Annotated in this window: 28 protein-coding genes and 1 tRNA gene; 15 read left to right on the top strand and 14 right to left on the bottom strand. The window is 39.5% G+C overall.

Translation table 11 applies throughout. The features are described 5' to 3' along the window. Nucleotides 1-85 precede the first annotated feature (85 nt). Complete coding sequence (locus ID47_RS09260) at nucleotides 86-631, bottom strand: hypothetical protein (protein ID WP_038465849.1); 546 nt, start codon at nucleotides 629-631, stop codon at nucleotides 86-88. Nucleotides 632-1,275: 644 nt separating this feature from the next. Continuing rightward, nucleotides 1,276-1,635 carry a histidine triad nucleotide-binding protein gene (locus tag ID47_RS09255; protein WP_038465845.1) on the bottom strand — a complete coding sequence of 120 codons (360 nt, stop codon included), beginning with the start codon at nucleotides 1,633-1,635 and terminating at the stop codon, nucleotides 1,276-1,278. 45 nt (nucleotides 1,636-1,680) lie between these two features. On the opposite strand from ID47_RS09255, the gene hslV reads away from it, so the two are divergent. The 12 genes from hslV (at nucleotide 1,681) to ID47_RS09205 (ending at nucleotide 9,051) form a co-directional block, all read left to right on the top strand. Continuing rightward, on the top strand, nucleotides 1,681-2,238 hold the full coding sequence (hslV, locus tag ID47_RS09250) for an ATP-dependent protease subunit HslV (protein ID WP_038465842.1): 558 nt from the start codon (nucleotides 1,681-1,683) through the stop codon (nucleotides 2,236-2,238). After that, a complete protein-coding gene (hslU, locus tag ID47_RS09245; RefSeq protein ID WP_038465839.1) occupies nucleotides 2,235-3,545 on the top strand; it encodes an ATP-dependent protease ATPase subunit HslU in 1,311 nt (436 codons plus the stop codon). The genes hslV and hslU overlap by 4 nt, the downstream gene beginning before the upstream one ends. 12 nt (nucleotides 3,546-3,557) lie before the next feature. Next, nucleotides 3,558-4,280, top strand: a complete 723-nt coding sequence (locus tag ID47_RS09240; RefSeq protein WP_038465836.1) for a gamma-glutamyl-gamma-aminobutyrate hydrolase family protein — start codon at nucleotides 3,558-3,560, stop codon at nucleotides 4,278-4,280. After that, a complete protein-coding gene (locus ID47_RS09235; protein ID WP_084676006.1) occupies nucleotides 4,277-5,095 on the top strand; it encodes a pseudouridine synthase in 819 nt (272 codons plus the stop codon). Before ID47_RS09240 ends, ID47_RS09235 begins: the two co-directional genes overlap by 4 nt. Then, a complete protein-coding gene (rsmD, locus tag ID47_RS09230; protein ID WP_038465833.1) occupies nucleotides 5,070-5,627 on the top strand; it encodes a 16S rRNA (guanine(966)-N(2))-methyltransferase RsmD in 558 nt (185 codons plus the stop codon). Before ID47_RS09235 ends, rsmD begins: the two co-directional genes overlap by 26 nt. A gap of 16 nt (nucleotides 5,628-5,643) precedes the next feature. Beyond that, nucleotides 5,644-6,441, top strand: coding sequence for a TIGR01459 family HAD-type hydrolase (locus tag ID47_RS09225; protein ID WP_038465830.1), 798 nt, complete (start codon nucleotides 5,644-5,646; stop codon nucleotides 6,439-6,441). An 81-nt stretch (nucleotides 6,442-6,522) separates the two neighbouring features. Then, a complete protein-coding gene (locus ID47_RS09220; RefSeq protein WP_038465827.1) occupies nucleotides 6,523-7,080 on the top strand; it encodes an MlaC/ttg2D family ABC transporter substrate-binding protein in 558 nt (185 codons plus the stop codon). Nucleotides 7,081-7,359: 279 nt separating this feature from the next. Next, on the top strand, nucleotides 7,360-7,917 hold the full coding sequence (locus ID47_RS09215; protein ID WP_038465823.1) for an MlaC/ttg2D family ABC transporter substrate-binding protein: 558 nt from the start codon (nucleotides 7,360-7,362) through the stop codon (nucleotides 7,915-7,917). Between the two features lie 80 nt (nucleotides 7,918-7,997). Then, the gene (gene ykgO / locus ID47_RS12495) at nucleotides 7,998-8,123 is read left to right on the top strand and encodes a type B 50S ribosomal protein L36 (RefSeq protein ID WP_010300349.1); all 126 of its coding nucleotides are present in this window, start codon (nucleotides 7,998-8,000) and stop codon (nucleotides 8,121-8,123) included. A 168-nt stretch (nucleotides 8,124-8,291) separates the two neighbouring features. Next, complete coding sequence (locus tag ID47_RS12490; protein ID WP_075261594.1) at nucleotides 8,292-8,456, top strand: Flp family type IVb pilin; 165 nt, start codon at nucleotides 8,292-8,294, stop codon at nucleotides 8,454-8,456. A gap of 80 nt (nucleotides 8,457-8,536) precedes the next feature. Continuing rightward, complete coding sequence (locus ID47_RS09210) at nucleotides 8,537-8,794, top strand: TadE/TadG family type IV pilus assembly protein (RefSeq protein WP_198022282.1); 258 nt, start codon at nucleotides 8,537-8,539, stop codon at nucleotides 8,792-8,794. Further along, a complete protein-coding gene (locus ID47_RS09205) occupies nucleotides 8,794-9,051 on the top strand; it encodes a hypothetical protein (protein ID WP_038465819.1) in 258 nt (85 codons plus the stop codon). Before ID47_RS09210 ends, ID47_RS09205 begins: the two co-directional genes overlap by 1 nt. 83 nt (nucleotides 9,052-9,134) lie before the next feature. Here ID47_RS09205 and ID47_RS09200 read toward each other — a convergent pair whose 3' ends face one another. Genes ID47_RS09200 through ID47_RS12045 form a run of 4 tightly spaced genes read right to left on the bottom strand, consistent with a single transcriptional unit; the run spans nucleotide 9,135 to nucleotide 12,584 of the window. Then, complete coding sequence (locus ID47_RS09200; RefSeq protein ID WP_038465817.1) at nucleotides 9,135-9,806, bottom strand: CpaD family pilus assembly lipoprotein; 672 nt, start codon at nucleotides 9,804-9,806, stop codon at nucleotides 9,135-9,137. Between the two features lie 8 nt (nucleotides 9,807-9,814). Further along, on the bottom strand, nucleotides 9,815-11,200 hold the full coding sequence (locus tag ID47_RS09195) for a type II and III secretion system protein family protein (RefSeq protein ID WP_038465814.1): 1,386 nt from the start codon (nucleotides 11,198-11,200) through the stop codon (nucleotides 9,815-9,817). Between the two features lie 10 nt (nucleotides 11,201-11,210). Beyond that, on the bottom strand, nucleotides 11,211-12,038 hold the full coding sequence (cpaB, locus tag ID47_RS09190) for a Flp pilus assembly protein CpaB (RefSeq protein WP_038465812.1): 828 nt from the start codon (nucleotides 12,036-12,038) through the stop codon (nucleotides 11,211-11,213). 3 nt (nucleotides 12,039-12,041) lie between these two features. Then, nucleotides 12,042-12,584: an A24 family peptidase gene (locus tag ID47_RS12045; protein WP_051908800.1), complete on the bottom strand. Its 543-nt coding sequence runs from the start codon at nucleotides 12,582-12,584 to the stop codon at nucleotides 12,042-12,044. Nucleotides 12,585-12,762: 178 nt separating this feature from the next. Between ID47_RS12045 and ID47_RS09180 the strand changes: the two genes are divergently transcribed. From ID47_RS09180 to ID47_RS09170, 3 genes are all read left to right on the top strand, one after another. Further along, entirely contained in the window at nucleotides 12,763-13,494 is a 732-nt protein-coding gene (locus ID47_RS09180; RefSeq protein WP_038465810.1) for a tetratricopeptide repeat protein, read from the top strand. A gap of 79 nt (nucleotides 13,495-13,573) precedes the next feature. Then, nucleotides 13,574-13,664: transfer RNA gene (locus ID47_RS09175), tRNA-Ser, on the top strand. Nucleotides 13,665-14,166: 502 nt separating this feature from the next. After that, nucleotides 14,167-14,553, top strand: coding sequence for a fluoride efflux transporter FluC (locus tag ID47_RS09170; RefSeq protein ID WP_038465808.1), 387 nt, complete (start codon nucleotides 14,167-14,169; stop codon nucleotides 14,551-14,553). Here the strand turns inward: ID47_RS09170 and ID47_RS09165 are convergent. The 8 genes from ID47_RS09165 to ID47_RS09130 are packed head-to-tail and all read right to left on the bottom strand — an operon-like array spanning nucleotide 14,534 to nucleotide 22,334. Then, nucleotides 14,534-15,622, bottom strand: coding sequence for a glycosyltransferase family 4 protein (locus tag ID47_RS09165; protein WP_038465805.1), 1,089 nt, complete (start codon nucleotides 15,620-15,622; stop codon nucleotides 14,534-14,536). The genes ID47_RS09170 and ID47_RS09165 overlap by 20 nt on opposite strands. Continuing rightward, complete coding sequence (locus ID47_RS12040; RefSeq protein WP_051908799.1) at nucleotides 15,623-16,336, bottom strand: class I SAM-dependent methyltransferase; 714 nt, start codon at nucleotides 16,334-16,336, stop codon at nucleotides 15,623-15,625. 14 nt (nucleotides 16,337-16,350) lie between these two features. Further along, complete coding sequence (locus tag ID47_RS09155) at nucleotides 16,351-17,283, bottom strand: hypothetical protein (RefSeq protein WP_038465802.1); 933 nt, start codon at nucleotides 17,281-17,283, stop codon at nucleotides 16,351-16,353. Then, complete coding sequence (gene wecB, locus ID47_RS09150) at nucleotides 17,274-18,398, bottom strand: non-hydrolyzing UDP-N-acetylglucosamine 2-epimerase (protein WP_051908798.1); 1,125 nt, start codon at nucleotides 18,396-18,398, stop codon at nucleotides 17,274-17,276. The genes ID47_RS09155 and wecB overlap by 10 nt, the downstream gene beginning before the upstream one ends. After that, nucleotides 18,398-19,234, bottom strand: a complete 837-nt coding sequence (locus ID47_RS09145; protein WP_038465799.1) for a glycosyltransferase family 2 protein — start codon at nucleotides 19,232-19,234, stop codon at nucleotides 18,398-18,400. Before ID47_RS09145 ends, wecB begins: the two co-directional genes overlap by 1 nt. Nucleotides 19,235-19,236: 2 nt before the next feature. Beyond that, nucleotides 19,237-19,908 carry a class I SAM-dependent methyltransferase gene (locus ID47_RS09140; RefSeq protein ID WP_038465797.1) on the bottom strand — a complete coding sequence of 224 codons (672 nt, stop codon included), beginning with the start codon at nucleotides 19,906-19,908 and terminating at the stop codon, nucleotides 19,237-19,239. Between the two features lie 35 nt (nucleotides 19,909-19,943). Beyond that, nucleotides 19,944-20,975, bottom strand: coding sequence for a polysaccharide pyruvyl transferase family protein (locus ID47_RS09135; protein WP_038465795.1), 1,032 nt, complete (start codon nucleotides 20,973-20,975; stop codon nucleotides 19,944-19,946). A 3-nt stretch (nucleotides 20,976-20,978) separates the two neighbouring features. Continuing rightward, nucleotides 20,979-22,334 carry a surface carbohydrate biosynthesis protein gene (locus ID47_RS09130; protein ID WP_038465792.1) on the bottom strand — a complete coding sequence of 452 codons (1,356 nt, stop codon included), beginning with the start codon at nucleotides 22,332-22,334 and terminating at the stop codon, nucleotides 20,979-20,981. Nucleotides 22,335-22,349 lie beyond the last annotated feature (15 nt).

Below are 22,349 nucleotides of genomic sequence, written 5' to 3'. Positions count from 1 at the left end.
TGGATGAGAGTGATGGTTGTTTTTTGCAGAGATAGACCAGAAGCAGGTTATCCAACTGGAATTATACTCCCCCTTTATTTGTACATTATTTGTCGGGTGTTAAAACTTCTGAAGGGCGATGCGGTTGCCTTGAAATTCCTTCGCGAAGGGTAGTCGTTACCTTCTTAATCGGCAAAATCTCAACCCCGTTTTCTATTATAGGCACAGGTTCTTTTAGTTCAGTGCCGATGCAGCCAGTTCCCAATATATTATTAGTGAATTCTATTCTATAACTCTTCCCTTTTTGTAGATTATAGCAAGTTCCGATCGGTGTGAGAGGATTTGTCTCGCCCGTAATTGAATAATAATCGAAATTACCCACCTGCTCTGAAGAGATCTCAATGACAGCATTCATACTTGTGGCGTCATCTGGGGCTGCAGGAACTGTTAAGACAAGCCAACCCGCCTTCAGACGGTCATCCGGGACATGGGGAGAGAGGTGAGGGATTTCAGGTTTAATTAAAAGATTTAAGTCCTTGGTATTCCTGTTTTTTATAACCAGATGGAGGACTTTGTCTGAATGATTATTCTTTATAGGAGAAGATTCAGCCATAACCATACCCGCTCCTAGGTGACTTCCAATAAAGGTCATTATGATCAATCTATAGTAATTTGCTATCATGATAATAACTTTCACCCTCTTACATTTCTAATTCTTAGGACAATCAGGTTGGCGAGACTAGGTTAAATGCCCCGCTTAATTAACCGGGTTTTATGGTTTTTGGGCGTTCTCAGGCCATAAGAAATTTCAAATGAGCATTCAGAGTTAAAAATGTGAATTATTTTACCTTAATTCTTTATGAATTTCTTACTAAATTGTCACTACCATCACCGTTTGAAGGAATAAGAGAGATGTTTACAAAAAATTTGAGAATACTTGAAACAAATAATTTAACTATGGATTTATTTAGAAAAAATATCACCTCCTCCCGTATCTATAAAAGGCTGGTAGAAGCAGGTTTCAGTAAGAAAAATATCAATTTGATTATGTCTGTGGATATCTGTGAAGATTAAAAGCCAGCGATAATCTCCTTATTTATCTAAAATAGATAATATAAATGGTTGGTTTTTCATCGCAAGGCTAACATATATTTTATTTTTCTCTTAGAGGCCGGTCTTCTTAACTCTCAATTTACTTATAAAAAGTTGAGGTTAGGATGGAAGGACTGACAAAGTAAAACAGTATATCAGTCTTATTGTTTACAAGAACTGACATAGGTTCCCTCTTATCTTTGGTTATTTTCCAACCGCCGTTCCTAACTTATCTCCACCTACTAAATGGATGTGATAATGGGGAACTTCTTGGCCACCATCAACGCCGCAGTTTGTAATAAGGCGATAGCCAGATTGTTGCAGGTTAAATTGCTCAGCAATGTCGGCAACTTTTTTATATAAATGGATAATCGTTTCAGGCTCAGCATGCTGATGAAAATCATGAAAATTAATGTATGCTCCTTTGGGAATGATGAGAATATGAATAGGAGCTTTGGGGTGGACATCATGAAAAGCTAAGACTTTGTCATCCTCAAAAACCTTATTACATGGAATTTCTTGGCGCAAAATTCGTGCAAATATGTTATTAACATCATAAGACATGGGCAATCTCCCTACTAGTTTTGACTATAATTGCAGGAGTTTATGATGGAATCAACCTCTTCGATGCCACAATGGCGGGGGACAACAATAATTAGTGTGCGCAAAGGTCACCAAGTTGTCATCGCTGGTGATGGTCAAGTGACGTTGGGAAATGCTGTCATAAAATCACAAGCTCGTAAGGTACGTCGTTTGGCAGGGGGGCATGTCATCGCTGGCTTTGCCGGCGCGACAGCGGATGCATTCACCTTGTTTGAACGGTTAGAGGCTAAGCTGGAACAATATCCCGCTCAACTAACCCGGGCATGTGTTGAATTGGCAAAAGATTGGCGAACTGATCGTTATCTTCGTCGTTTAGAAGCCATGATGGCGGTCGCTGATAAAACGACAAGTTTGATCTTAACTGGAAATGGTGATGTGTTGGAACCCGAAGATGGGTTGATGGGGATTGGGTCTGGCGGATCTTTTGCTTTATCGGCGGCTCGGGCTTTGCATGACATTGACGGCTTAACAGCCGAAGATGTGGCCCGTAAATCGCTTAAGATTGCAGCAGACATTTGTATCTATACTAATAATAATATTGTGCTGGAGAGTATTTCCCTATGACAAACCTAACCCCTCGTGAAATTGTCAGTGAGCTGGATCGGTTCATTGTTGGACAGCAAAATGCCAAACGTGCGGTTGCTATTGCCTTGCGCAATCGTTGGCGTCGCATGCAATTGACCCCTGATCTTAAGGATGAAGTTCTGCCTAAAAATATTTTGATGATCGGGCCAACCGGCTGTGGTAAGACCGAAATTGCGCGCCGTTTAGCAAAATTAGCCAATGCACCATTCTTAAAAGTTGAGGCAACTAAGTTCACTGAAATTGGTTACGTAGGCCGGGATGTAGAGCAAATCATTCGTGATTTAGTTGAAATTTCTCTGCATATGACCCGGGATCGACTTAAAAAAGAGGTCGAGGCTAAGGCCGCTGTTCATGCAGAGGAGCGCGTTCTGGACGCCTTGGTTGGGGACACCGCTGGCGCAGAGACCCGACAGAAATTCCGTTCCATGTTACTGGATGGCCAATTGGATAATAAAGAAATTGATGTGGAGGTGGCGGATACTTCCAGTGCCCATATGCCGTCTTTTGACGTGCCTGGAATGCCAGGAGCTCAAATGGGTATGATTAATTTAGGAGATATTTTGGGTAAATCCTTTGGGAGCCGCACTAAAACAAAGAAAATGAAAGTTGTGGAAGCACTCGAAGTTTTGACATCTGAGGAAAGTGATAAACTTTTGGATCAAGAGCGTGTGACAAAAGAAGCTATTGAAGCGGTTGAGCAAAACGGTATTGTTTTCTTAGATGAAATTGATAAGATTTGTGTACGCAGTGAACGATCCGGGGGGGATGTGAGCCGGGAAGGGGTTCAACGTGATTTATTGCCGTTAATTGAAGGAACCAGTGTTGCCACCAAGCATGGGACAGTTAAGACGGATCATATTTTATTCGTCACCTCGGGGGCATTTCATCTTTCTAAACCGTCGGATTTATTGCCTGAATTGCAAGGGCGCTTACCGATTCGAGTGGAATTAAGTGCGTTGACCAAAGACGATTTTGTGCGAATCCTGATGGAACCTGAGGCAAATTTGATTGTTCAAGCCAAAGCCATGATGGCAACGGAATCAGTGAGCTTAAATTTTGCGCCCGATTCCGTAGAAGCTATTGCAACCTTAGCGGCTGATGTGAATCGTGATGTGGAAAATATCGGTGCTCGTCGTCTGCACACAATTATGGAAAAACTCGTGGAAGATATTAGCTTTAAAGCACCTGATATGAATGGTCAGTCTGTTGAAATTACAGCAGCCGATGTGCAGTCAAGAGTTGGCCATTTGGCACAAAATGCAGATTTATCAAAATTTATTCTGTAGAGAGGTCAGAAGATGACACGCAAACCTGTTATTGGTATTACGCTAGATTCAGATATTGGCGGCAGTTATTCGCGTTACCCTTGGTATGCCATTCGCTATAATTATGTGGATGCCGTTGTGGCAGCTGGGGGTGTCCCTTTATTATTGCCATATTCCTACAATTTACTTCAGGAATATGCTTCTCTGATTGACGGCCTATTGATTCCGGGTGGATTCTTTGATATTTGCCCAAGTCATTATGGAGAAACTACATCCCATGAGACAGTGAAAGTTAAGCCAGATCGGACAGAGTTTGAATTTGCGATTACCAAGCTTATTAAGGAACAGGGTAAGCCTATTTTAGGTATCTGTGGCGGAATGCAGTTGATGAATGTAATTTTTGGGGGAACATTGATTCAGCATATTCCTGCAGAAATTGAGAATTGTTTAGCTCATGAGCAACCCAATCCGCGTCATGAACCGGGTCATGAGATTGAAATTATTCCTGAAACATTCCTCCATAAACTTGCCAATGGTGAGATCCGGGTGGCTGTGAACAGTGCGCATCACCAAGCCGTTCGAAAAGTCGCCCCCGGTTTTATTATGAATTCTAAAGCCAGTGATGGTATTATTGAAGGGATTGAATTAAATCACCCTGCTCAGTTTGCTATGGGCTTGCAGTGGCATCCAGAATTCCATATCAGTGAGTTAGACCGATCAATCTTTAAACATTTTATAAAAGCAGCCACAACGTGACCCAAGATAAAGAAAGAATTGCGAAAAGAATTGCCGCCGCCGGTTTATGTTCTCGGCGGGAAGCTGAACGCTGGATAGAAAGCGGACGCGTCAGTGTGGATGGCAGCCTCATTACCTCGCCTGCCTTGGATGTATCAGCCAACAATAAAATTTTTGTTGATGGTAAGATGTTACCGGAAGTTCAAAAACCCCAATTGTGGGGGTATTATAAACCCACAGGAATTATCACCACCCATAAGGATCCTCAAGGAAGGCCCACGGTTTTTGAACAATTGCCAGAAAGTATGCCGCGGGTTATTTCCATTGGTCGCCTTGATTTAAATTCTGAAGGCTTAATCTTGCTGACAACGGATAGTGCCATGGCGCGGTATGCAGAATTACCCGCGACCAAATGGCCCCGGCGTTATCGGGTTCGGGTATATGGAGAGGTTGATCCAAGAGTGATGGCCGAGCTTAAAAATGGAATTAGCATCGATGGAGTAAACTATGGTCAAATTGATGTCGATATGGATGAGCCAAAGGGGCGAAATTGTTGGCTGTTTGTAACGCTGTATGAAGGTAAAAATAGAGAAATTCGCCGCGTGATGCAGCACCTTGGATTGCATGTAAACCGATTAATTCGAGTGGCGTATGGGGCATTTTCGTTAGAAAAAAAGCAACCCAATGATTTGTGGGAAATTCCATTTAGTATGTTTGCTAAACAATTTCCTCATTTAAAGCAATCTCTTAAGCCCCAACCAAAGCCCCGCTCAACCCAACCTCTTAAGAGTCAACCGAAGGCTAAGTCTAATGCGCATCATTGGCGGAAAAAATAGAGGGCGCAAACTTACGCTTCCTGATGAGGCATATACGCGGCCGACAACGGATCGGATTCGAGAGGCTGTTTTTAATATTTTAACGCACCACCCTGAGGTAAAATTGCAAGGGAGTCAAGTGCTTGATGGGTTTGCGGGAAGTGGGGCGATGGGATTGGAAGCTCTGTCTCGAGGGGCTATTCACGTAACGTTTGTGGAACAACAAGTTGGGGTTGCTAAAATTCTACAAAAAAATATTGAGGTATTAGCTGATAAGAGCCAGATTGAGTTGATTCGTGGGGACCTGATGAAGATCAAAAGAGCTTCCCAACCTATGGATTTGATATTTCTGGATCCCCCCTATGGTAAAGGGCTAGAATTTACGGCTATTCCGTATTTGCAAACACAAGGTTGGATTAATAAGAATACAATAATCATTTATGAAACCGACGTAAGAACAGATTTAACACCCCTGCTATCGATGATTGTTATTATCGATGAGCGTGTCTATGGAGCTATTAAGATCTGTTTCCTACGACCTCATAATACCTAAAGGAAAGAGAGGAATTATGGAACTTGAATCAATTTTCAATATTGCCGATGGCTATGATACTTTTTTGGTTGATATTTGGGGGGTAATTTATGATGGTAAACATCCCTTCCCAGAGGCGATTGCTGCGCTAAATACCCTCAAAAAACAAGGTAAATCTATTATCTTTGTCTCTAATAATCCTCGCTCGAGCACCTTTGTTAAGAGCACCTTAAAAGAACTCGGCGTCGCAGGGGAGGAGCCCCAGGTGGTAACATCCGGCGATGTCATGCGTCATATTTTACGAGAACAACACCAGGGACAGAAAGTTTACCATCTAGGGCAAGCCCGTAATCAAGATCTCTTGAGTGGTCTCGGTATGGTGAAAACTGATCATATGGAGCACAGTGATTTTGTGGTGCTCAGTTGTTTCTTAGAAGAGAATGAAGATGATTTACAATTTGACTCGGATCTGAAAATTATGGCTGACCGCCAGATGCTTGTCTATTGCCCCAATCCCGATATTCATGCAAAACAGGATCAAAGCTTAAGAAAGACAGCGGGCTATTTTGCCCGACGCTTAGAACAGAAATTCGGGGGAAAGGCCATTCGGATTGGGAAACCAAATCGCGTCATTTTTGAGTATGCTCAAAAAATGTACCCTCAAGCATGCAAAAATAAAGAGCGGATACTGATGATTGGTGATACACTTGGAACGGACATAAAAGGTGGGCATGAGTTTGGAATTGCGACATTGTTTGTTCAAGAGGGAATATCAGGCTTATTAAAAGAAAGCATGGATATTCAGCCAACCTATACAATTAAAAGCCTGAAGTAAATTAATCAGATCTAATAATTTAACAATTTTCAAGGCTATATGTAACCTATAGGGCTATATTTTATAAGGATGAACTAGGAAATGAAAAAAATCACAACAATAATTGTCTTCCTGACAGCCATGATTGGCACGGGATATTGTGATTCTAAATCATTTATAAATGATTTGGGAACCCGAGCCATTCAAACCCTCACCAACAGCAATGATTCTCTTGATCAAATTGAAACTCGTTTTGTTAAGTTATTAGATGAAGGATTTGATATTCCTCACATTGCCAATTTTGTTATGGGACGTTATTGGAAACAAGCAACCTCTGTGCAACAAGATCGATTTATGAAGATCTTTAAGAATCGTTTAAAAAGGGCTTATACATGTCGGTTTCGTGAATATCGGGGTGTAAAATTTGAGGTGGGTGAAGTTAATCAAAGAGCAGGAGCCGAGTTTGTCAAATCGACGATCCAGAAGCCGGGTGGGCCAAAAACAGATGTTGAATGGCGCGTTATGAAAGATAAGATTCAGGATGTAACTGTCGATGGGATCAGCATGAGTGTGACCTTGCGCGATGATTACAATAGCTTGTTGAGTCAAAAGAACGGAAATATTGATGAATTTCTCAAAGTTCTTGAGGCAAAAGGTTAATCTGATCCTATGAAAAATCTTGGTAAGAAGGGGAAAACCGCTCTCCTCAAAAAATAAGAAAATGTGAATAATCTTCTATTTTCTGAGTTCTTTAGCCTCCCTGAACCAGGGGATAATAGGCTTGAAGAATCTTAAAGAGGAACCATTCCCTATCCTCCGAGCCAGGTCTCTCTCTCGTTAGTTTTGGAATGTTAAAGGCAATGGCTTGATCATTTACCAGTTCTTAATTTCTTAGGTCTATATATAATCTATAGACCTAATATTTTATAAGGATGACCTATGAAAAAAATAACAGCAATAATTGCCATACTCCTCATGATGATTGGTGCTGGCTATTGTGATTCTAGATCATTTATAAACGAGTTGGGAAATAGAGCCATTCAAACCTTAACCAACAGCAACGAGTCTCTTGATCAAATTGAAACCAGTTTTGTTAAATTATTAGACGAAGGGTTTGATATTCCCCACATTGCTAGTTTTGTGATGGGGCGTTATTGGAAACAAGCAATCCCTGATCAGCAAGATCGATTTATGAAGATCTTTAAGAATCGTTTAAAAAAGGCTTATGCAAGTCGATTTCGTGAGTATCGGGGCGTAAAATTTGAGGTGGGTGAGATTAGCCAACGATCTGGAGCCGAATTTGTCAAATCGACGATTCAAAAGCCAGGTGGACCAAAAACAGATGTGGAATGGCGAGTTATGAAAGATAAGATTCAAGATGTAACTGTCGATGGCATCAGCATGAGCGTAACCTTACGCGATGATTACAATAGTCTTTTGAGTCAAAAGAATGGAAATATTAATGAATTTCTAAAGGTCCTTGAAGCAAAAAGTTAATCTGATCCTATGGAAAAACTTGACAAGCAGGCCTTACCCTTGTATTAATTGTACTAATTGTTTTAAAAAGGTTTTCGAAAATGAAAATTGCCAATTCAATCAAGACTCTAAAAGAGCGTCATAAGGGCTGTAAAGTTGTTCGTCGGCGTGGACGGACATACGTTATCAATAAGCAAAATCCACGTTTCAAAGCGCGTCAAGGCTAATTGATAGCTTTCTAAAGCTATTTAAAAAGCGACCTATAGGTCGCTTTTTTTATGCCATTAACCTAAAAATATAAAAAATATAATTAAAATATTTCCCTTCTCTTCATTGACTATGGGCTAGATCATTCTATCTTTAGGAAGGGGCTTAGTTTTTTAGGGAGGTAGGCTATGAAAAAGCTAATTACAGATTTTATAAAGAACGAAGACGGCGCATCCCTTGCAGAATATGGTATTCTTATTGCTTTGATTGCCGCTATTGCAATTGCGATTGTAACAACTCTTGGGACAAAAATCCAAGCCGCTTTCCAGAAAGTCGTTATTGCGCTCAATTAAACCCAACAAAGGTTCAACCGAAGACAATGGTAATCGCTTGGGGGCTGTTGCTATTGTCCAAGCTTGAAGGGGAGAGCCAATTGAAATTTCGTTCAATCATGGGGCGTGAAAGTGGCACAAGTATTGTCGAGTTTGCTTTAGTGGCCCCTTTTTTCATTCTTGCTTTATTTGCCGCTTTACAGATTGGTTTAATTTTGTTGGTGCAAAACGCTTTGGATACGTCCGCCAGGGAAGCTTCTCGCCTAGGTATCACTGGTCAAACAACCAGCGGTGTCACGCGTGAGCAAGCTATTCAAAACAAAGTTTTGAGTGTGATTCGGACTTACAGTGGGGGGTGATGGATCCCAATAAAGTTAAAATTACCGTGAAATCTTATCCAAATTTGGCGGGGGTGAATAACCCTGAACCTTTTACCGATACCAATAATAATGGAATCTACGATAAGGGAGAACCCTATACAGAGGTCAATGGTAACGGGATATGGGATGTTGATCAAGGTGTGACAGGCTCTTTTGGGACCGCAGGCCAAGTCGTCGAGTACGACATAAGCTATGTGTGGGACACAGTCTTTCCCATGGTTGGGCGTCCTCTCTGATTACGTTGCTTCTTCAAGAAGGTAGCACGCTAAACAACGGGGTTGCATGGCGTCCATTTGAGTCATTAACCGTCTTCTCTCTATTACGGTGTACTGTGCGTATCAGCAGAGGCTTTTGCTATTTTAAGATCTTTAACTTTGCTTTGCTGATATTGGGCGACAGCTCTAATTTTAGCGCTTGAATCGCGAGACACGAGTTCTTTACCTTGGATCAGAGTGTCGCTATCCTTAACAAGCCTGGCGATGTTAAAGGCATTGGCACAGCCAAAATCGATTTCCCCTTCTGGCGGCGTATTGCTGTCGATGGATTGTTTCCAACCGGGGCAATTTTCAGGCATCAATCGCCGATTTTCAATCATGACAACAACTGTATCCGGTTTGCTTTCTCCGAATTCAACCTCAGGCCAAGAAAATACGGATATATTCTTGGGCTGAATACCAAAAGTTCTTAGGGATGCTTTGAGTGAGCTAATCCTCTTAAAGGACTTTCTCGACATTTTGTGCAAACTGCGATCTTCGACATAAATCCTGGCATAAATGGTGCGATCCGATTTAAAAGAGTCATAAAGCTCTTTCAAGATGCGTCTTTCACTAATCTTTAAGCTTGTGCGCTTTGATCCAAAGCCTATGTTTAGGGTCACATTATTGCTTCTGGTGCCTTCTTTCCAAGTTATATGATGATCCTGTTTATCAGGAATATTGCAGCTTGCTAAGAAAGCTAAAGATAAAAGAGCTATTAAATTCGATCCACGCATTTTATATTTTATCCTTCCACATTAAATCCAGCTGCTCCATAAAGTCTGTCAGCTTCAACCATATTGATGTTTTCTGTTCCAACGCCGGGACGATTCAATCGTTTGTATAAAAGAGATTCTAAAGCCGAGGCGGGGCGTAATTTGTCGGTTGGGAGTTTCAATGCATTGGGCTCTGAGGTTGGTTTAATAATATGAGGTGTTACGATGACCACAAGCTCTGTTTGTTTGCGTTGGAATTGAGTTGACCGGAACAAGCTACCAATGACTGGAATATTAGCCAATCCGGGGAGATCCGCATAGTTGTTGACAAGACTGGAGGATAAAAGGCCAGCAATGGGTAGACTTTGGCCGCTGCCTAATTCAACAGTGGTTTCAACCACACTGGTTTTAATTCCCGGTAACTCGACTGTTCTATTTTCTGCAACCAAAAAGCTAAGCGTATTTTCTTTATCCAGTTCACTCACTTCGGGGCGAACCTTTAAGAAGATTTGATCTTCTGACAAGACGGTTGGCGTAAATGATAAACTGATACCAAATTTTTTGAATTCGATGGTAACGTTTTGATTTTGTGGAACAGGATGGGGAAATTCACCACCGACCAAGAAACTTGCTGTTTCCCCCGACAGGGTAATCAAGTTCGGTTCCACCAGGACCGTTCCCAACCCTTCTGAATTCAGGGCATCAAGCAGAGCTGTATAACTGCCGCGACTGCCATTGTTATGATGAATCCCATAAGCCCCCGGTACTACTTCTCCGACAGAACCCGCACGGGTAAAGCCTGAGGAGTAAGCGTCGCGCCCATTCAAAATTCCATAACTTAATCCATGGGTATTATTGATTAAAGCGGACCAATTAATGGCAAAACTGTTGAGAATACTGCGTTGAACTTCCGCAACCTTAACTTTTAGTAGCACTTGGGTGGAGGTATTCACGGAAGCAAGGTTTCTGACATTTTGTCCTTTATGAGCGAAATCAGCAGCGATACTTTCAATTTGTTGTGCGACGGCGGGCGAGGATGCTTCACCCTTGACAATAATGCTGGATGGCGTCGAGTCAAATTGAATTTTTTCTTCTGGAAATATTTTTTGTGTCACTTGCTTGAGTTCCGTGAGATTGTGCCGAACTTGTACAGTTAATTTGGAAATTGGTATATACTGATGATTGGTCACCACCACCGTTGTGGTTCCTGATTTCTTTCCTAATATATTAATATTTGTGCCGCTACTCACTTGAACATCCGCGATTGTGGGATCAGCAACAAAAACTTCCTTAATGGGTTCGGTCAATTCAATAAGCTTAGAGCCACTCTCTTCAATAACAACGGTTTGACCTGCTTGGGAGCTCGAGACCATTCCAGTTATTAAGATTGCTAGTATCGTTTTATATATCATCATCTGTCGTATTCTATTTATGATCTGACTTTTTTGCTGGATCTTGAATTTCAAAGGTTACTTGACTTTTTTCAGTACCCCGAAACACATCCACCACTTGGCTTTCAGGCGGTTGTGTCGGAAGGTCGGTTGATGTTTTAATAGAAGCTGGCTTTACATCTTTTGTGAAAACACTGTGCATACTGACCACCACTTGCCCATCCCGGATAGAGGCTGCTAGGGTTGCGGCTTGCTTTGCACTGACCTCGAGAGAAATACTTTTAGGGGGCGTGACCGTCGTATCCGCTCCATCTGTTTTCTTTAAGGAATTATCAACGGCTAAAACTTTAATGTTTTGAAGAATTGTCTCCCCGAAGTAGTCGTCCTTATTGATCTCCGCGCGTTTGGGGAGAATAATATCAATAATATCGCCAGGCGCAATGAGGGAGGGGGCGTTGGCTAATGTGGTATAGGGAATTGTAACAGCGCGCATGCCGTCTTGAATAACTGCAGAAAGAGCACTGCGGCCATGGGTGTCGATTAGGGTGGTGGTATCAATGATTTCATCTTTGGTGATCGATTTCTTTACTACAGATTTATCAATTTTTTGAGTAAGTTCCGCATTTTGTTTTGAGATGTAATTGTCTTTCATACCGGCGATGGGAATATCAATCCATTGCATTTTGGCAACATTAATGACGCTGCCAATATCCATATTTTCAGCTGCTGCCAGGACCTGAACAGTTTGGGGTTTTTGCTCTTCTTTCTTTTCGCCACCGCCTAATAAGAGAGCAAGAAAAACGATAAACCCGATAAAGATTGTAATGATGAGAAATAATGATCTAGAATTTTTGCATCTCATTGCCTATACCCCCAACTGAGTCACGATAATAAAAATTGAGGCAGTAACGATGGCAATTCCATAGGGAACTTTTGTCTGGCGATAAGACTCTGCTGTCGCAAATACAAAAGGTTCTTGTATATAAAGTGAACATAAGGTTGATTTTTTAAGGATCGGGGTTAAGAGAGAAATTATCTTCAATCGAAGTTTGTCAATAAAGGGTGGGAGAGCCACGTAAATTATAGTCAGCCCGCCACCAATGAGGGCCATGAGCGCAATGAAGCTAAAAATATCAAGGGAAACAAGCCACAAGGTTGATATTGTTAAAAATTTTGCATCGCCAGCGCCAATCCATCCCATCATCGAAAAGCCAAAAGAGATGAACAGCATAATACCGCTGGCCATAAAGGTAAAACAAACTTGGTCCCAACTAAGGGCTATAAGCAGTAAAGGAACGGCAAAGATTAAGAGACCCAATACCAGAATGTTAGGAATTTTATAAAACAGAAAATCAAACAGAGCTGCTAGTAAGCTTAGAATGATAAATATTGAATATAGTATTGACACACAGGCTCACACAGGTCAGCATAACCCTTATTCTACCCTTAGTATTGCCCCCTCAAAGTTAACAAACATTTAAAATAATTTTTTTAAAATTTACAAGTAATTGTATTGAAATAGAAATCAGCTGTAAACTTAGGTATAAGTCAACTTCAGACATGGCTGGAAAGCAGGGGGGCTAACAATGTTTAATCAAAAACTAAAATTGCAAGGGGGGATAACTGTAATTACCTCGATTCTTTTGGCAGCTTGTAGTTCAGGAACTCAGAAAAATCAAGGGCCTGAGGCCTTAGTTCGCGTGGCCGATTCCCTTCGAAAGTCGGGGGATAATGAGATGGCCTCCCGTTTATATCGTCAGGTTTTAGAAGCAGATCCAACGAATCAGGAGGCTCGGCAGAATTTGAGTCGCTCATGGCGAGAGTCGCATCAACCAGAAGCAGCTATCCACTATTTTAGAGAGGAATTGAGAAAAGACCCTAACGCCATCCAAAATTTGGAAGAACTGGGTAAAGCCTATATTGCTGCTAACAATGCCGATGAAGCCATCAAAGTTTATAAAAAACTCTTAATTCAAAAGTCGACGGATCCATGGGCGATGACGGGAATAGGAATATGCATGGATATGCAGGATAAGCATGAAGAGGCTCAATCATATTATAAAAAGGCCTTAGCAATCTTGCCGGCTAATTTAAATATTCTCTCAAACATGGGGTTATCCTTAGCATTGTCAGGAAAAACTAACGAAGCTATATCCTTGTTATCTCCGTATGCTGATACCCCCCAAGCAACCCCGAACCTTCGTCATAATTTAGCAATAGTTTATGCGTTGGATGGTCAGCAAGATAGGGCTAATTCGTATTTCTCTCCTGACATTAGTAAGAAAGAGGTGGCTTCTAACTTTAAAAATTATTTTTAACGCCTGCTTTAGATAAGTCGCTTTGATGAAAAAACTCTTGTTCTGAGGGGAAAAAACGGTTATCTTCGAAACTAACTCAGGAGAGGTGGCCGAGCGGTCGAAGGCGCACGATTGGAAATCGTGTATACGTTAATCGCGTATCGAGGGTTCGAATCCCTCTCTCTCCGCCACAAAAATAGAAAAGCCAAAAGTCAAGGTTGTAAGCAAAGCGAGCCTTGAGTTTTGGCTTTTTTATTTTTATAGATGCAGATAAGGGATGAAAACCTGGCGAGGAGGGTTCGACAGTGAATCGTTGTGATGCTTAAGAGCGGATGCGACTTAGCAAAACAGATGAGATGCAACACCGCAGGTGTAATCCCTCTCTCTCGACCATCCGTCTTCGCTTCGCAAAGAACGCCATACGTTCGTTGCGAAATAGCTACGATGAGATTTGTCGAGGAGAAGCTGCGAAGGGGATGTCTCGTCGAAGTAAGCGAAGCGAAACGCAGACGGACTGTTATAGATAATTTCCTACCACTGAGATGCAACACTGCAGGTGTAATCCCACTCTCCACTGCTTTTAAGGTTGTCTTTTAAGAAATCATAAAGAGCAAAATTTGCCCTGTACAATAAGATAAGTTTTTGATTTCATAATAAGAAGTATAAGGAATACTGTTTTATAGGGATAAATCAGTGCTTTTACATTATTTAGCTGTGGGGATAGGGGGCGCTGCTGGGGCTATATTACGCGTCTTCTTAATTGGTTTTATTCCTGTAATTTTTATAGGACTTCCTTTACCAATCATGGTCATCAATTTTATAGGATGCTTCGTAATGGGCATATTGACAGAATTGATGGCTTTTGTATGGAAGGCATCAGAGGTTGTGCGCTATTTTTGGCTGTCAGGCTTTTTAGGTGGATTTACAACTTTTTCTGCCTTTGCCCTCGATTTTGGTGGATTGATTGAAGGAGGACAGCTAAGAGCAGCCTTGATATATGCAGGGACAACTGTCGTCTTAAGCTTGGCAGGATTTATGATGGGAATGAAGGGGACGGCGGCTATTGTGCAGGTGCTGTAATATTACAGATAAGGTCATCCCACATCTGATAAATTTTATCTTCCGCTAAACGATCAGTGATTTTTTGAGCCTCTGTTGAGAGGCGGTGTCGCTGGGAAGTGTCTTGAATAAGCTCATGCATAAGATGGGTGAGTTTTTCTATATCACCCACTGGAAAAAGACGGCCATTGACGCCATCTTGGATGACATCAACATTTCCACTACAGGTAGATGCAATAACAGGCAAGCCAGTGGCCATGGCTTCACACAAGGCATTAGGGAATCCTTCATAGTGAGAAGGAAAGATGAAAAGGTCAGCTTCGGCGAGCTTAGCTTGAATGTTCTGGGTAAGGCCCGGTAAAAAAACTCTACCCTTTAAATTAAGATCAGCAACCAGTTTTTCCAGGGTTTGACGTTCTTCCCCTTCCCCATAGAGTGTTAGCTTCATGTTGGGAAAGTCTAGTACAATTTTACTGAATGCTTGAATAAGGATGTTAAACCCTTTGGACGGAATCAATCGACCCACTGAGATAATTTGATGAACATCTGAATGCTGTTGGGCTATTGTCGGTGGGACACTAACGCTATTAGGGATCACAGCAATATTGTCAAGGGGCCTAAAATAGTCGGCCGCACTCTGGGTTTGTACGACAACTTTTGTGGCTTTGGGATACAATAGTCGACGTAATAGAGTGTCGAGAGGAGGGAGTTTATGATAAACGGGATGGGTTCTTTCTGAAACTATAATAGGTACAGTTAGTCTCCCAGATGCCAGCAATGTCGTAATATTCATAGAGCTAATAAAGGAAATAACTACGTCAGGGGACAGGGTTTTAATTGTCTTTCTTAAAGTTAAAAGTCGCTTAAAAATATTAAGAAGCCGGTGAGGAATTGATGTTGTAGAGTTGCTTAGTCCAAGTTGCTTCAGTTTAATTTCTTTGGCCAAAGAGTAAAAAGGGGGGGTATTAGACTGTGCAAGCGTAATGATTGTTACCTCATGTCCTCTTTTAGACCAATGGTTGGCGAGGCTAGATAAAACTCGCTCTGCGCCACCAGCAGAAAGGGAAGAAATAATGAGGACTACATGCATCTAAGGTATTTTACGAGCTTCTACAACAATAAATTCAAATTGTTCCGTTTGATTATGATAACTACGGTGGATTGTTTCTAAATAGGAAACTTGAAAGCCACAATTTATTAAATTTTCTTTGTATTCTTCAGGATGCATAAATCTAAAATTATAATTCTGGCCTAAAAAAGGGGAAGAAGGTCGCACTATACCTGAAAGTGTCTCCTTATCCACAAAATTTGCATTACCTGAATGTGTGAAAGCATCCGATTTTTTAGACGGAAAATATGAAAAAAATAAGCCATTGGGTGTCAAAATACGTTGTATATGCTGTAAAAAATTTTGATGTTCTTGTTTCGTCAAGCAGTAAGATGAAAATACATCCACTACCCCCGCAAAGAAATTATCTTCAAATAATAAATTCTCCATATCTTGTGTATCTAACATGGCTGATACTGAATAAGATTCAAGCATTTTCTGGCATAACTCTAAGGCTTGCTCAGAAAGATCAATTCCATAGGTATCAAATCCTTCCCGAGCGATCATCCATAAATTGGCACCCGATCCACACCCAACTTCAAGAATTTTTTTTTCCTTACGCTCATGAAATGGTACTGAGAAGAAATTTCGCCCCATAAATCTACATAATTCTTCATTGGGGTATTTCCTTTGAGCTTCGAAGCCATGTTGATTATAACTCTGATCATAAAATTTTTTTACTGGATTTATTGTCATAGTTTTCCATTAGTTTATTTAATTTCTTTTGTCCAAATTACTGTAGGGATTAAATCAGAAGCAAAGCCTTTTTTAAAAAATTGTATATTATACCATTTTGGATCTTGGATATCAGTATCAAAATGGCCTAAGGAGAAAAATTTAGTTTGACGTCGCTCAAAAGAGCGCACAATACCAAGATAAAGTAAGTAATGCGATAATCCGTATTGAAAGAGGTCTCTTTCATACACACCCGTAAAATAAGCAGAATAATCTAGTTGATCTATAAAAAGGGAGCCCCCCACAACTTCATCATTCAAGTAAGCCATAATAAGCTCACCTATGCCATTTTCAATCATCTCAAATTGTTTATTCCAACTGATATCAGAACGAGTAACACGGCCAGAAATTTTCTTGTGAAACTCTTGAAAAGTTTTGAAAGAGTTTCGATCAGCATTATCCTTATTAATATAATCAATCTTCAGATTCTTCCGACCCCAGTTGATTAATGATTTATAGCTTTTTCGAATACAAGTGTAATATGTAGTTTCGGCGAATTCTTCGTAATTAGTAACCATTTCAAATGTAAGTTTACTCTGAAACTTTTCATTAAACAGCACTTCCCCTAAAGGAGAGAGCTTACCTAAAGATAAATTGTCTTTTATTTTTATAAGTGAACAATCATTTTTTATTGCATGATTAATAATAAGCTTTACTAAATCTTTAAAATGACTCATAGATAAAGAGTGGACTAGATCAGAAAACATTATTTCAAGCCCACTGCCAGGCTGCGACAAGACTTGCTCTAAGCTTGAAGCACATACATATCCTATAGCTTTTCCATCGCATACAATAGCCATACTCTGATCACTAAAATCTGTACCATAATAGGCTTGATAGTATTGTTGTAGTAATTCTACTTTGGAATTAAAAGGAGAATAGATAATAGGAGTTAATTCTATGGACATTTTATAGGATCTAGCTGATAGTTTTTTATGGCTGTTAGGATGCGTTGAGCAACTCCACGCTTCCCAAACACATGAGGATTAAGATTATTTAAACACAACTCTTTTGTTAATAAAGCTGCTTGAGCATGAGTTAGAATTAATTCTTCATTGCAACCCACTAGAGTACCATAACCTGATTCAATTACTTCTGGACGCTCTGTTTCATCCCTTAAAACCAAAATTCTTTTTCCAAGTATGCAAGCTTCTTCTTGAATCCCTCCGGAATCTGAGAGAATCAAATCTGATATTTTCAAAATATTTATAAGATCAGGATAGGCTAAAGGTACTATCAAATAAACATTTTTTGAATTTTCAAATTGCTTTTCCACAACGGGCTTAATGTTTGGATTAGGATGCACTGGCCATATAAAAATATGATCCGGAAATTGTTGTGATAATTTGTGTACGGCAGAACATATTGATTTGATCCCTATGCCAAAATTTTCCCGCCTATGAGCAGTTACTAAAATTTTCTTCTTATCAGTTTCGACAAACTCTTTAATAGAGGCTGAAGCTGTAAAATGCTCAAGAATCATATAGATAGAATCGACAATTGTATTCCCCACCTGATAAACTCCTTGAGTTATGTCTTCTTTATTAAGATTGTGGGTTGCCTGATCAGTGGGGGTCATATGTAAAGAAGCAATACGAGAAATTAGTGATCGGTTGGCTTCTTCTGGAAAAGGAGAAAAAATGTTTCGTGTGCGAAGGCCTGCTTCAAGATGAACGACCGCAATTTTGTTATAAAATGCACTTAGAGCTGCGGCAAAAGCAGTGGTGGTGTCTCCTTGAACAATTAGGAAATCAGGTTGCTCTCTTTGCAAAATAGGATTCAGTTTATGGAGGATAGTTTCTGTAATATAAAATAAATCTTGTCCATTTTTCATGACATCCAGGTTGTAGGTAGGTGTTATTGCAAATAAATCTAAAAGATCATTTTGCATTTCACGATGTTGAGTTGTGGCACAAGTTATATTAATAATGTGAGGGTCATTTTCAAATGCTTTTATCAAAGGAATAAGCTTAATAACCTCTGGCCTGGTCCCAAATACAGTAAGAATTTTAATGGGGGTCATTACAAAAACCGCCTTTTGATCAGTCCTAATAATTCTTTAAAGAATATTGTGGGGCTATAATATAAAACATACAAAAGATACAATTGTCGAAAAGGATTAAACACATCTCGGGCGCGGACATGAGCATAAAATACAGCGAAATCCTTTCGGCTTTTTAAGAATAAGGGGGCAAACTTCCTTTGTACGGATAAACCTCGTGCGATAATTTTTTGTTGATGTTGCTCTGATAGACTTTTAGTGTGCCGACGATAGCGATACAAATTCTCATGAATGGGTAAGATTTTCCTCTGCAAAGCTATCCGTAACCAATACTCATAGTCTTCACATAAAAATAAAGCATCGTTGTACAGGCCTATTTGTTCCCCTATTTGACGACGATACATAAAACACGCCCCTACAACGTTACGGAAAATAATATCAGAAGCTGGACCGGCTGAGATAAAATCCGTGATTTGGTCCATTTCATTGATTAGGTCCATGTCTGAATAAACAAAATCTATTTCTGGCTGATTATCCAAATATTTTGCCAAAGTTTCCAGGGCCAATGGCTTATAAGTATTATCACAAGAAGTCCAAGTCCAATAGTCTCCTCTTGCCAAAGAAAAACCACGATTTAATGCCCGGGGAAGTTTTAGATTTGTTTCATTTCTAAAATATTTAATGCGTGGATCAATTTTTGCAAATTCTTGTGCAATATGGCTGGAACTATCTTGCGAGCAATCATCAATTATAATAAGTTCAAAATCAATAAAGGTTTGATCTCTTACAGATTGAATTGAGGCTTCAAGATAGTCTTCCCCATTATAAACGGGAAGAATAACAGAGATTTTAGGCATTCTTACTTCTTTTTAACTATATAGCAGAACGCATGTCCCAGCGAGGTTTTAAGACGAAGCTTTAGATAAACTTCAAGGTTATGCTTATTTAGCATTTTTTCAAGTTTAGTTGTGGGATGTTGGTATATTACACCTTTTGTCAAAAGCTGTTTCATAAATTCTTTGGTTTTCTGCCATAATCCATTGATGTTAGGATCGGGAAGAGTGCAAAAAATCATTCCATCAGGCGCTAATAAGTTCTTTGCTTTCTCAAAAGCTTCGTCTGAATAGGGAACATTATTACCGTAAGGGCCGAGATAAATAATGTCAAAACGTTCTTCAGTTGTAAATCTTTCAAGAGGTGTGCAATAAAAATCAAAACTAATGTTAGGGTTTTTATTAATTCTTTTTGCAGCATTAACCATTTTCTGGGAGAGATCTAATCCTACAAATCTGTTTGTATTCTTAAAAAGTCGGGAATAACCTGCAGTACCACAAGCGATATATAAGACAGATTGGTTGATTTTTGATACATCCACCAAAGATCTTATGATCCAATCATACATATATTCATTATCGATAGGTTGCTGATGTAACTCGACAAAAGTTTCAACGAATTCATCGCAGCAATCTTCCATTCCATTGAGAATCGCATTTGCGTTTTCGAGCTCAGTAAATGTACGTTTTTTAAGCATTATAAATCCTTTTAAAATAGTGTTGGCATTATGAGCTAATTTATTACTCGGAGCACATCATTTGTGATTTGTATGGATGCCTTTTCTCTATAAAATATAACTTTTTCTCGATTCGTTTCGATATTGTTTAAAGAGTTTTCTATAAACCGAGGGGTTTCCTTAATACTTCTGATATCTATAATACCCGAGTCTAATCCAACTTCTTTCATAATATTTATTTGTTTGGGATAAATGGAAAATGTTAATGGCAATAAACCCTTTTGGATTGCGAAAATAAGTCCATGAAGGCGCATGCTCAAAAATAAATTACATTCATCCATCAGGGAATCATCAAAATTAGAAGCAACTTGGTTAAAATAAGTATGAAGAATAGCTACGTCATTCATTTGATAGTATGGAATATCAGGGGGTTGTTTAACGGTGTACAAAGGGATAGGGATTATAGAATACTTATTTTTAAGTACTCTCACAATTTGTTTAAAAGAATAAATTGGGGGCATATTTTTTATGCCTAACCGATTAGCTATTTCAATTGTTTTCAATAAAAATCTTGGAATAGCGGCTAAATTGATTTTTGATTTTGCTAAAAAATTTACAGCAATTGTATTAGATAAGTTATAGGGCACTATCTCAAAGGGAGTTAAAAATGTTAAATCACTACTTACAACAACTTTATTGTCCCTATCTAAAGGGGTCAGTTTTTCTTTGCTCGCTTGATCTCTAACTAGAAATGCGGAGCTTTTTTCAAGCAGGGCTTCAGCAAATTTTTTTGGATTGCCAATTAATGCTGTTTCTACACTAACCCCGGCTGTGATAATCTTTGTTCCAATCCCCATAATAAAATCATGATAATTATGTTGTGATAGGATTAAACCACCCCCTCCGATTATAATTAAATCATAATGGTCAAACTTGCTAGTTTTACCTTGAATTGCGTGTTTATGGAGATCATAAAAATTGACAGCATCAATGCCACCTAATGTTTTAAGAAAATATTCAAGGCTATATTTGATCCGTTCGTCTCCGGCATTATCATGACCATACCACCCAAAAACTGCTACTTTCATTGTTTATTTTCCCGCTATAAAATACGTGTTTGGATAAAGCTTCTTTATTTTATAAGACTGCCTAATACCATCTATTTTATTTAATAGTTTTAAGCGTTGATGTATATCTGTTTTATTGAAGGGGGATAAGGCGACTCTTCCTGCAATAGGCACTTTATAATGAAGAGGGAAAAACTTCCTCAAAAACGCTTTGAATTTTTGTAATAAAGTTCTTGAATCTTTTACGGCATAAGGAGCAAATGCTGTAAATTGATTACGCATTGAAGATAAAATTGTTTCTACTAAGGTTTCGGTACTATGGTCGAGGTTGCAGAACATTTGCGAGGTAATTTCCGCTGCCTGTTGATTAATCGAACTTTTCATACTGTCATTAAAATGACCAAGTCTTAGTACATGAGAGATTAAGTCGACGGCTTGTTCTTTTGAGTCTGGTTGAGCGCCAAATGCTAAAGCCCAGCCTGCATGAATATAATCAATGTTTGATTTCGCAAGAGAGATTACAGGCATTCCTGCTAAGTAACTTTGAAGAGCCGTTGTACAGTCATTATGAATCACAAGTTTAGCACCAGCTATTATGTGATTCGCATTTCCAGCTTGCGAAATAGTAACATTCTTATACTTTCCAAAGTAAGCAGCATAATTTTCTTTTTTCTCCACCGGATGGGGCCTGAGAAGAAAATGCTCAGTAGGAAAATTTTGTATAATATAGTCTAGCCAGTCGCGAAACAATGCAAAACCTTTTTTCTCATTTTCATATGATGTCTTAACCATGGCCAGGGTCTCTGGACTCATTGATGGACACGCTTTTAATACTTCCTCCATAGAATGCCCATTAATGGAACCAAAATTTGTGTTTATTAAGATATAATCTTTACCAATGGATGGGGGCCTTAAGCAATTATGGTAATCTTTGTATTTTGGTAAAGAGAGCTCTAGCCCCGGATAACCAATAACCTGATACCTTGAAATCAGATCAGGATTAGAATTCCTGGCGATTAGATCTTTTCTTTGGAATTCGCCCCATAGAAAAACTTTTTCAGCTAGTTTGAGACTTTCTACGGCCGGTTCATAAGTTACACTAAAAGCAGGATGAGCAGCACCTTCATCACTCAAGCAGTATACAATTATATTTTTTTCTTTAAGGCTTTTGTAATAGGAAGGAAGGGGGTTCATACCCTTTTCTAAAAAACCACCCTTGAAATTTTTATAGTGTAGTTCATCTCTTATAAATGGTGGGTTTCCTATTATAACATCAATTCCATGGCGACAAAGTTTGCGAGCGATATTAAGCTTATAATCAAGCTCGCGAGGCGTCGACTCAACAGGCAGAAAGAATAAGGGTTTTTTAATGATAGTCATTTTTATAGGGTCATC

Origin of the sequence: Candidatus Paracaedibacter acanthamoebae, from assembly GCF_000742835.1 — a bacterium.
GTDB lineage: Bacteria > Pseudomonadota > Alphaproteobacteria > Paracaedibacterales > Paracaedibacteraceae > Paracaedibacter > Paracaedibacter acanthamoebae.
The sequence above is the reverse complement of the archived record's forward strand: the minus strand, read 5'-3'. Positions and strand labels throughout refer to the sequence as shown.

Excerpts from the sequence above, each read along its gene's own strand:
- hslU (WP_038465839.1), top strand. The coding sequence starts at position 2,235 with ATGACAAACCTAACCCCTCGTGAAATTGTCAGTGAGCTGGATCGGTTC.
- ID47_RS09255 (WP_038465845.1), bottom strand. The coding sequence starts at position 1,635 with ATGTCTTATGATGTTAATAACATATTTGCACGAATTTTGCGCCAAGAA.
- ID47_RS09200 (WP_038465817.1), bottom strand. The coding sequence starts at position 9,806 with ATGCGTGGATCGAATTTAATAGCTCTTTTATCTTTAGCTTTCTTAGCA.
- ID47_RS09155 (WP_038465802.1), bottom strand. The coding sequence starts at position 17,283 with ATGTCCATAGAATTAACTCCTATTATCTATTCTCCTTTTAATTCCAAA.
- ykgO (WP_010300349.1), top strand. The coding sequence starts at position 7,998 with ATGAAAATTGCCAATTCAATCAAGACTCTAAAAGAGCGTCATAAGGGC.
- cpaB (WP_038465812.1), bottom strand. The coding sequence starts at position 12,038 with ATGAGATGCAAAAATTCTAGATCATTATTTCTCATCATTACAATCTTT.
- ID47_RS09180 (WP_038465810.1), top strand. The coding sequence starts at position 12,763 with ATGTTTAATCAAAAACTAAAATTGCAAGGGGGGATAACTGTAATTACC.
- ID47_RS09225 (WP_038465830.1), top strand. The coding sequence starts at position 5,644 with ATGGAACTTGAATCAATTTTCAATATTGCCGATGGCTATGATACTTTT.
- ID47_RS09165 (WP_038465805.1), bottom strand. The coding sequence starts at position 15,622 with ATGCATGTAGTCCTCATTATTTCTTCCCTTTCTGCTGGTGGCGCAGAG.
- ID47_RS09130 (WP_038465792.1), bottom strand. The coding sequence starts at position 22,334 with ATGACTATCATTAAAAAACCCTTATTCTTTCTGCCTGTTGAGTCGACG.
- ID47_RS12490 (WP_075261594.1), top strand. The coding sequence starts at position 8,292 with ATGAAAAAGCTAATTACAGATTTTATAAAGAACGAAGACGGCGCATCC.
- ID47_RS09135 (WP_038465795.1), bottom strand. The coding sequence starts at position 20,975 with ATGAAAGTAGCAGTTTTTGGGTGGTATGGTCATGATAATGCCGGAGAC.
- wecB (WP_051908798.1), bottom strand. The coding sequence starts at position 18,398 with ATGACCCCCATTAAAATTCTTACTGTATTTGGGACCAGGCCAGAGGTT.
- ID47_RS09140 (WP_038465797.1), bottom strand. The coding sequence starts at position 19,908 with ATGCTTAAAAAACGTACATTTACTGAGCTCGAAAACGCAAATGCGATT.
- ID47_RS09220 (WP_038465827.1), top strand. The coding sequence starts at position 6,523 with ATGAAAAAAATCACAACAATAATTGTCTTCCTGACAGCCATGATTGGC.
- hslV (WP_038465842.1), top strand. The coding sequence starts at position 1,681 with ATGGAATCAACCTCTTCGATGCCACAATGGCGGGGGACAACAATAATT.
- ID47_RS09145 (WP_038465799.1), bottom strand. The coding sequence starts at position 19,234 with ATGCCTAAAATCTCTGTTATTCTTCCCGTTTATAATGGGGAAGACTAT.
- ID47_RS09240 (WP_038465836.1), top strand. The coding sequence starts at position 3,558 with ATGACACGCAAACCTGTTATTGGTATTACGCTAGATTCAGATATTGGC.
- ID47_RS09260 (WP_038465849.1), bottom strand. The coding sequence starts at position 631 with ATGACCTTTATTGGAAGTCACCTAGGAGCGGGTATGGTTATGGCTGAA.
- ID47_RS09195 (WP_038465814.1), bottom strand. The coding sequence starts at position 11,200 with ATGATGATATATAAAACGATACTAGCAATCTTAATAACTGGAATGGTC.
- ID47_RS12040 (WP_051908799.1), bottom strand. The coding sequence starts at position 16,336 with ATGACAATAAATCCAGTAAAAAAATTTTATGATCAGAGTTATAATCAA.
- ID47_RS09205 (WP_038465819.1), top strand. The coding sequence starts at position 8,794 with ATGGATCCCAATAAAGTTAAAATTACCGTGAAATCTTATCCAAATTTG.
- ID47_RS09215 (WP_038465823.1), top strand. The coding sequence starts at position 7,360 with ATGAAAAAAATAACAGCAATAATTGCCATACTCCTCATGATGATTGGT.
- rsmD (WP_038465833.1), top strand. The coding sequence starts at position 5,070 with ATGCGCATCATTGGCGGAAAAAATAGAGGGCGCAAACTTACGCTTCCT.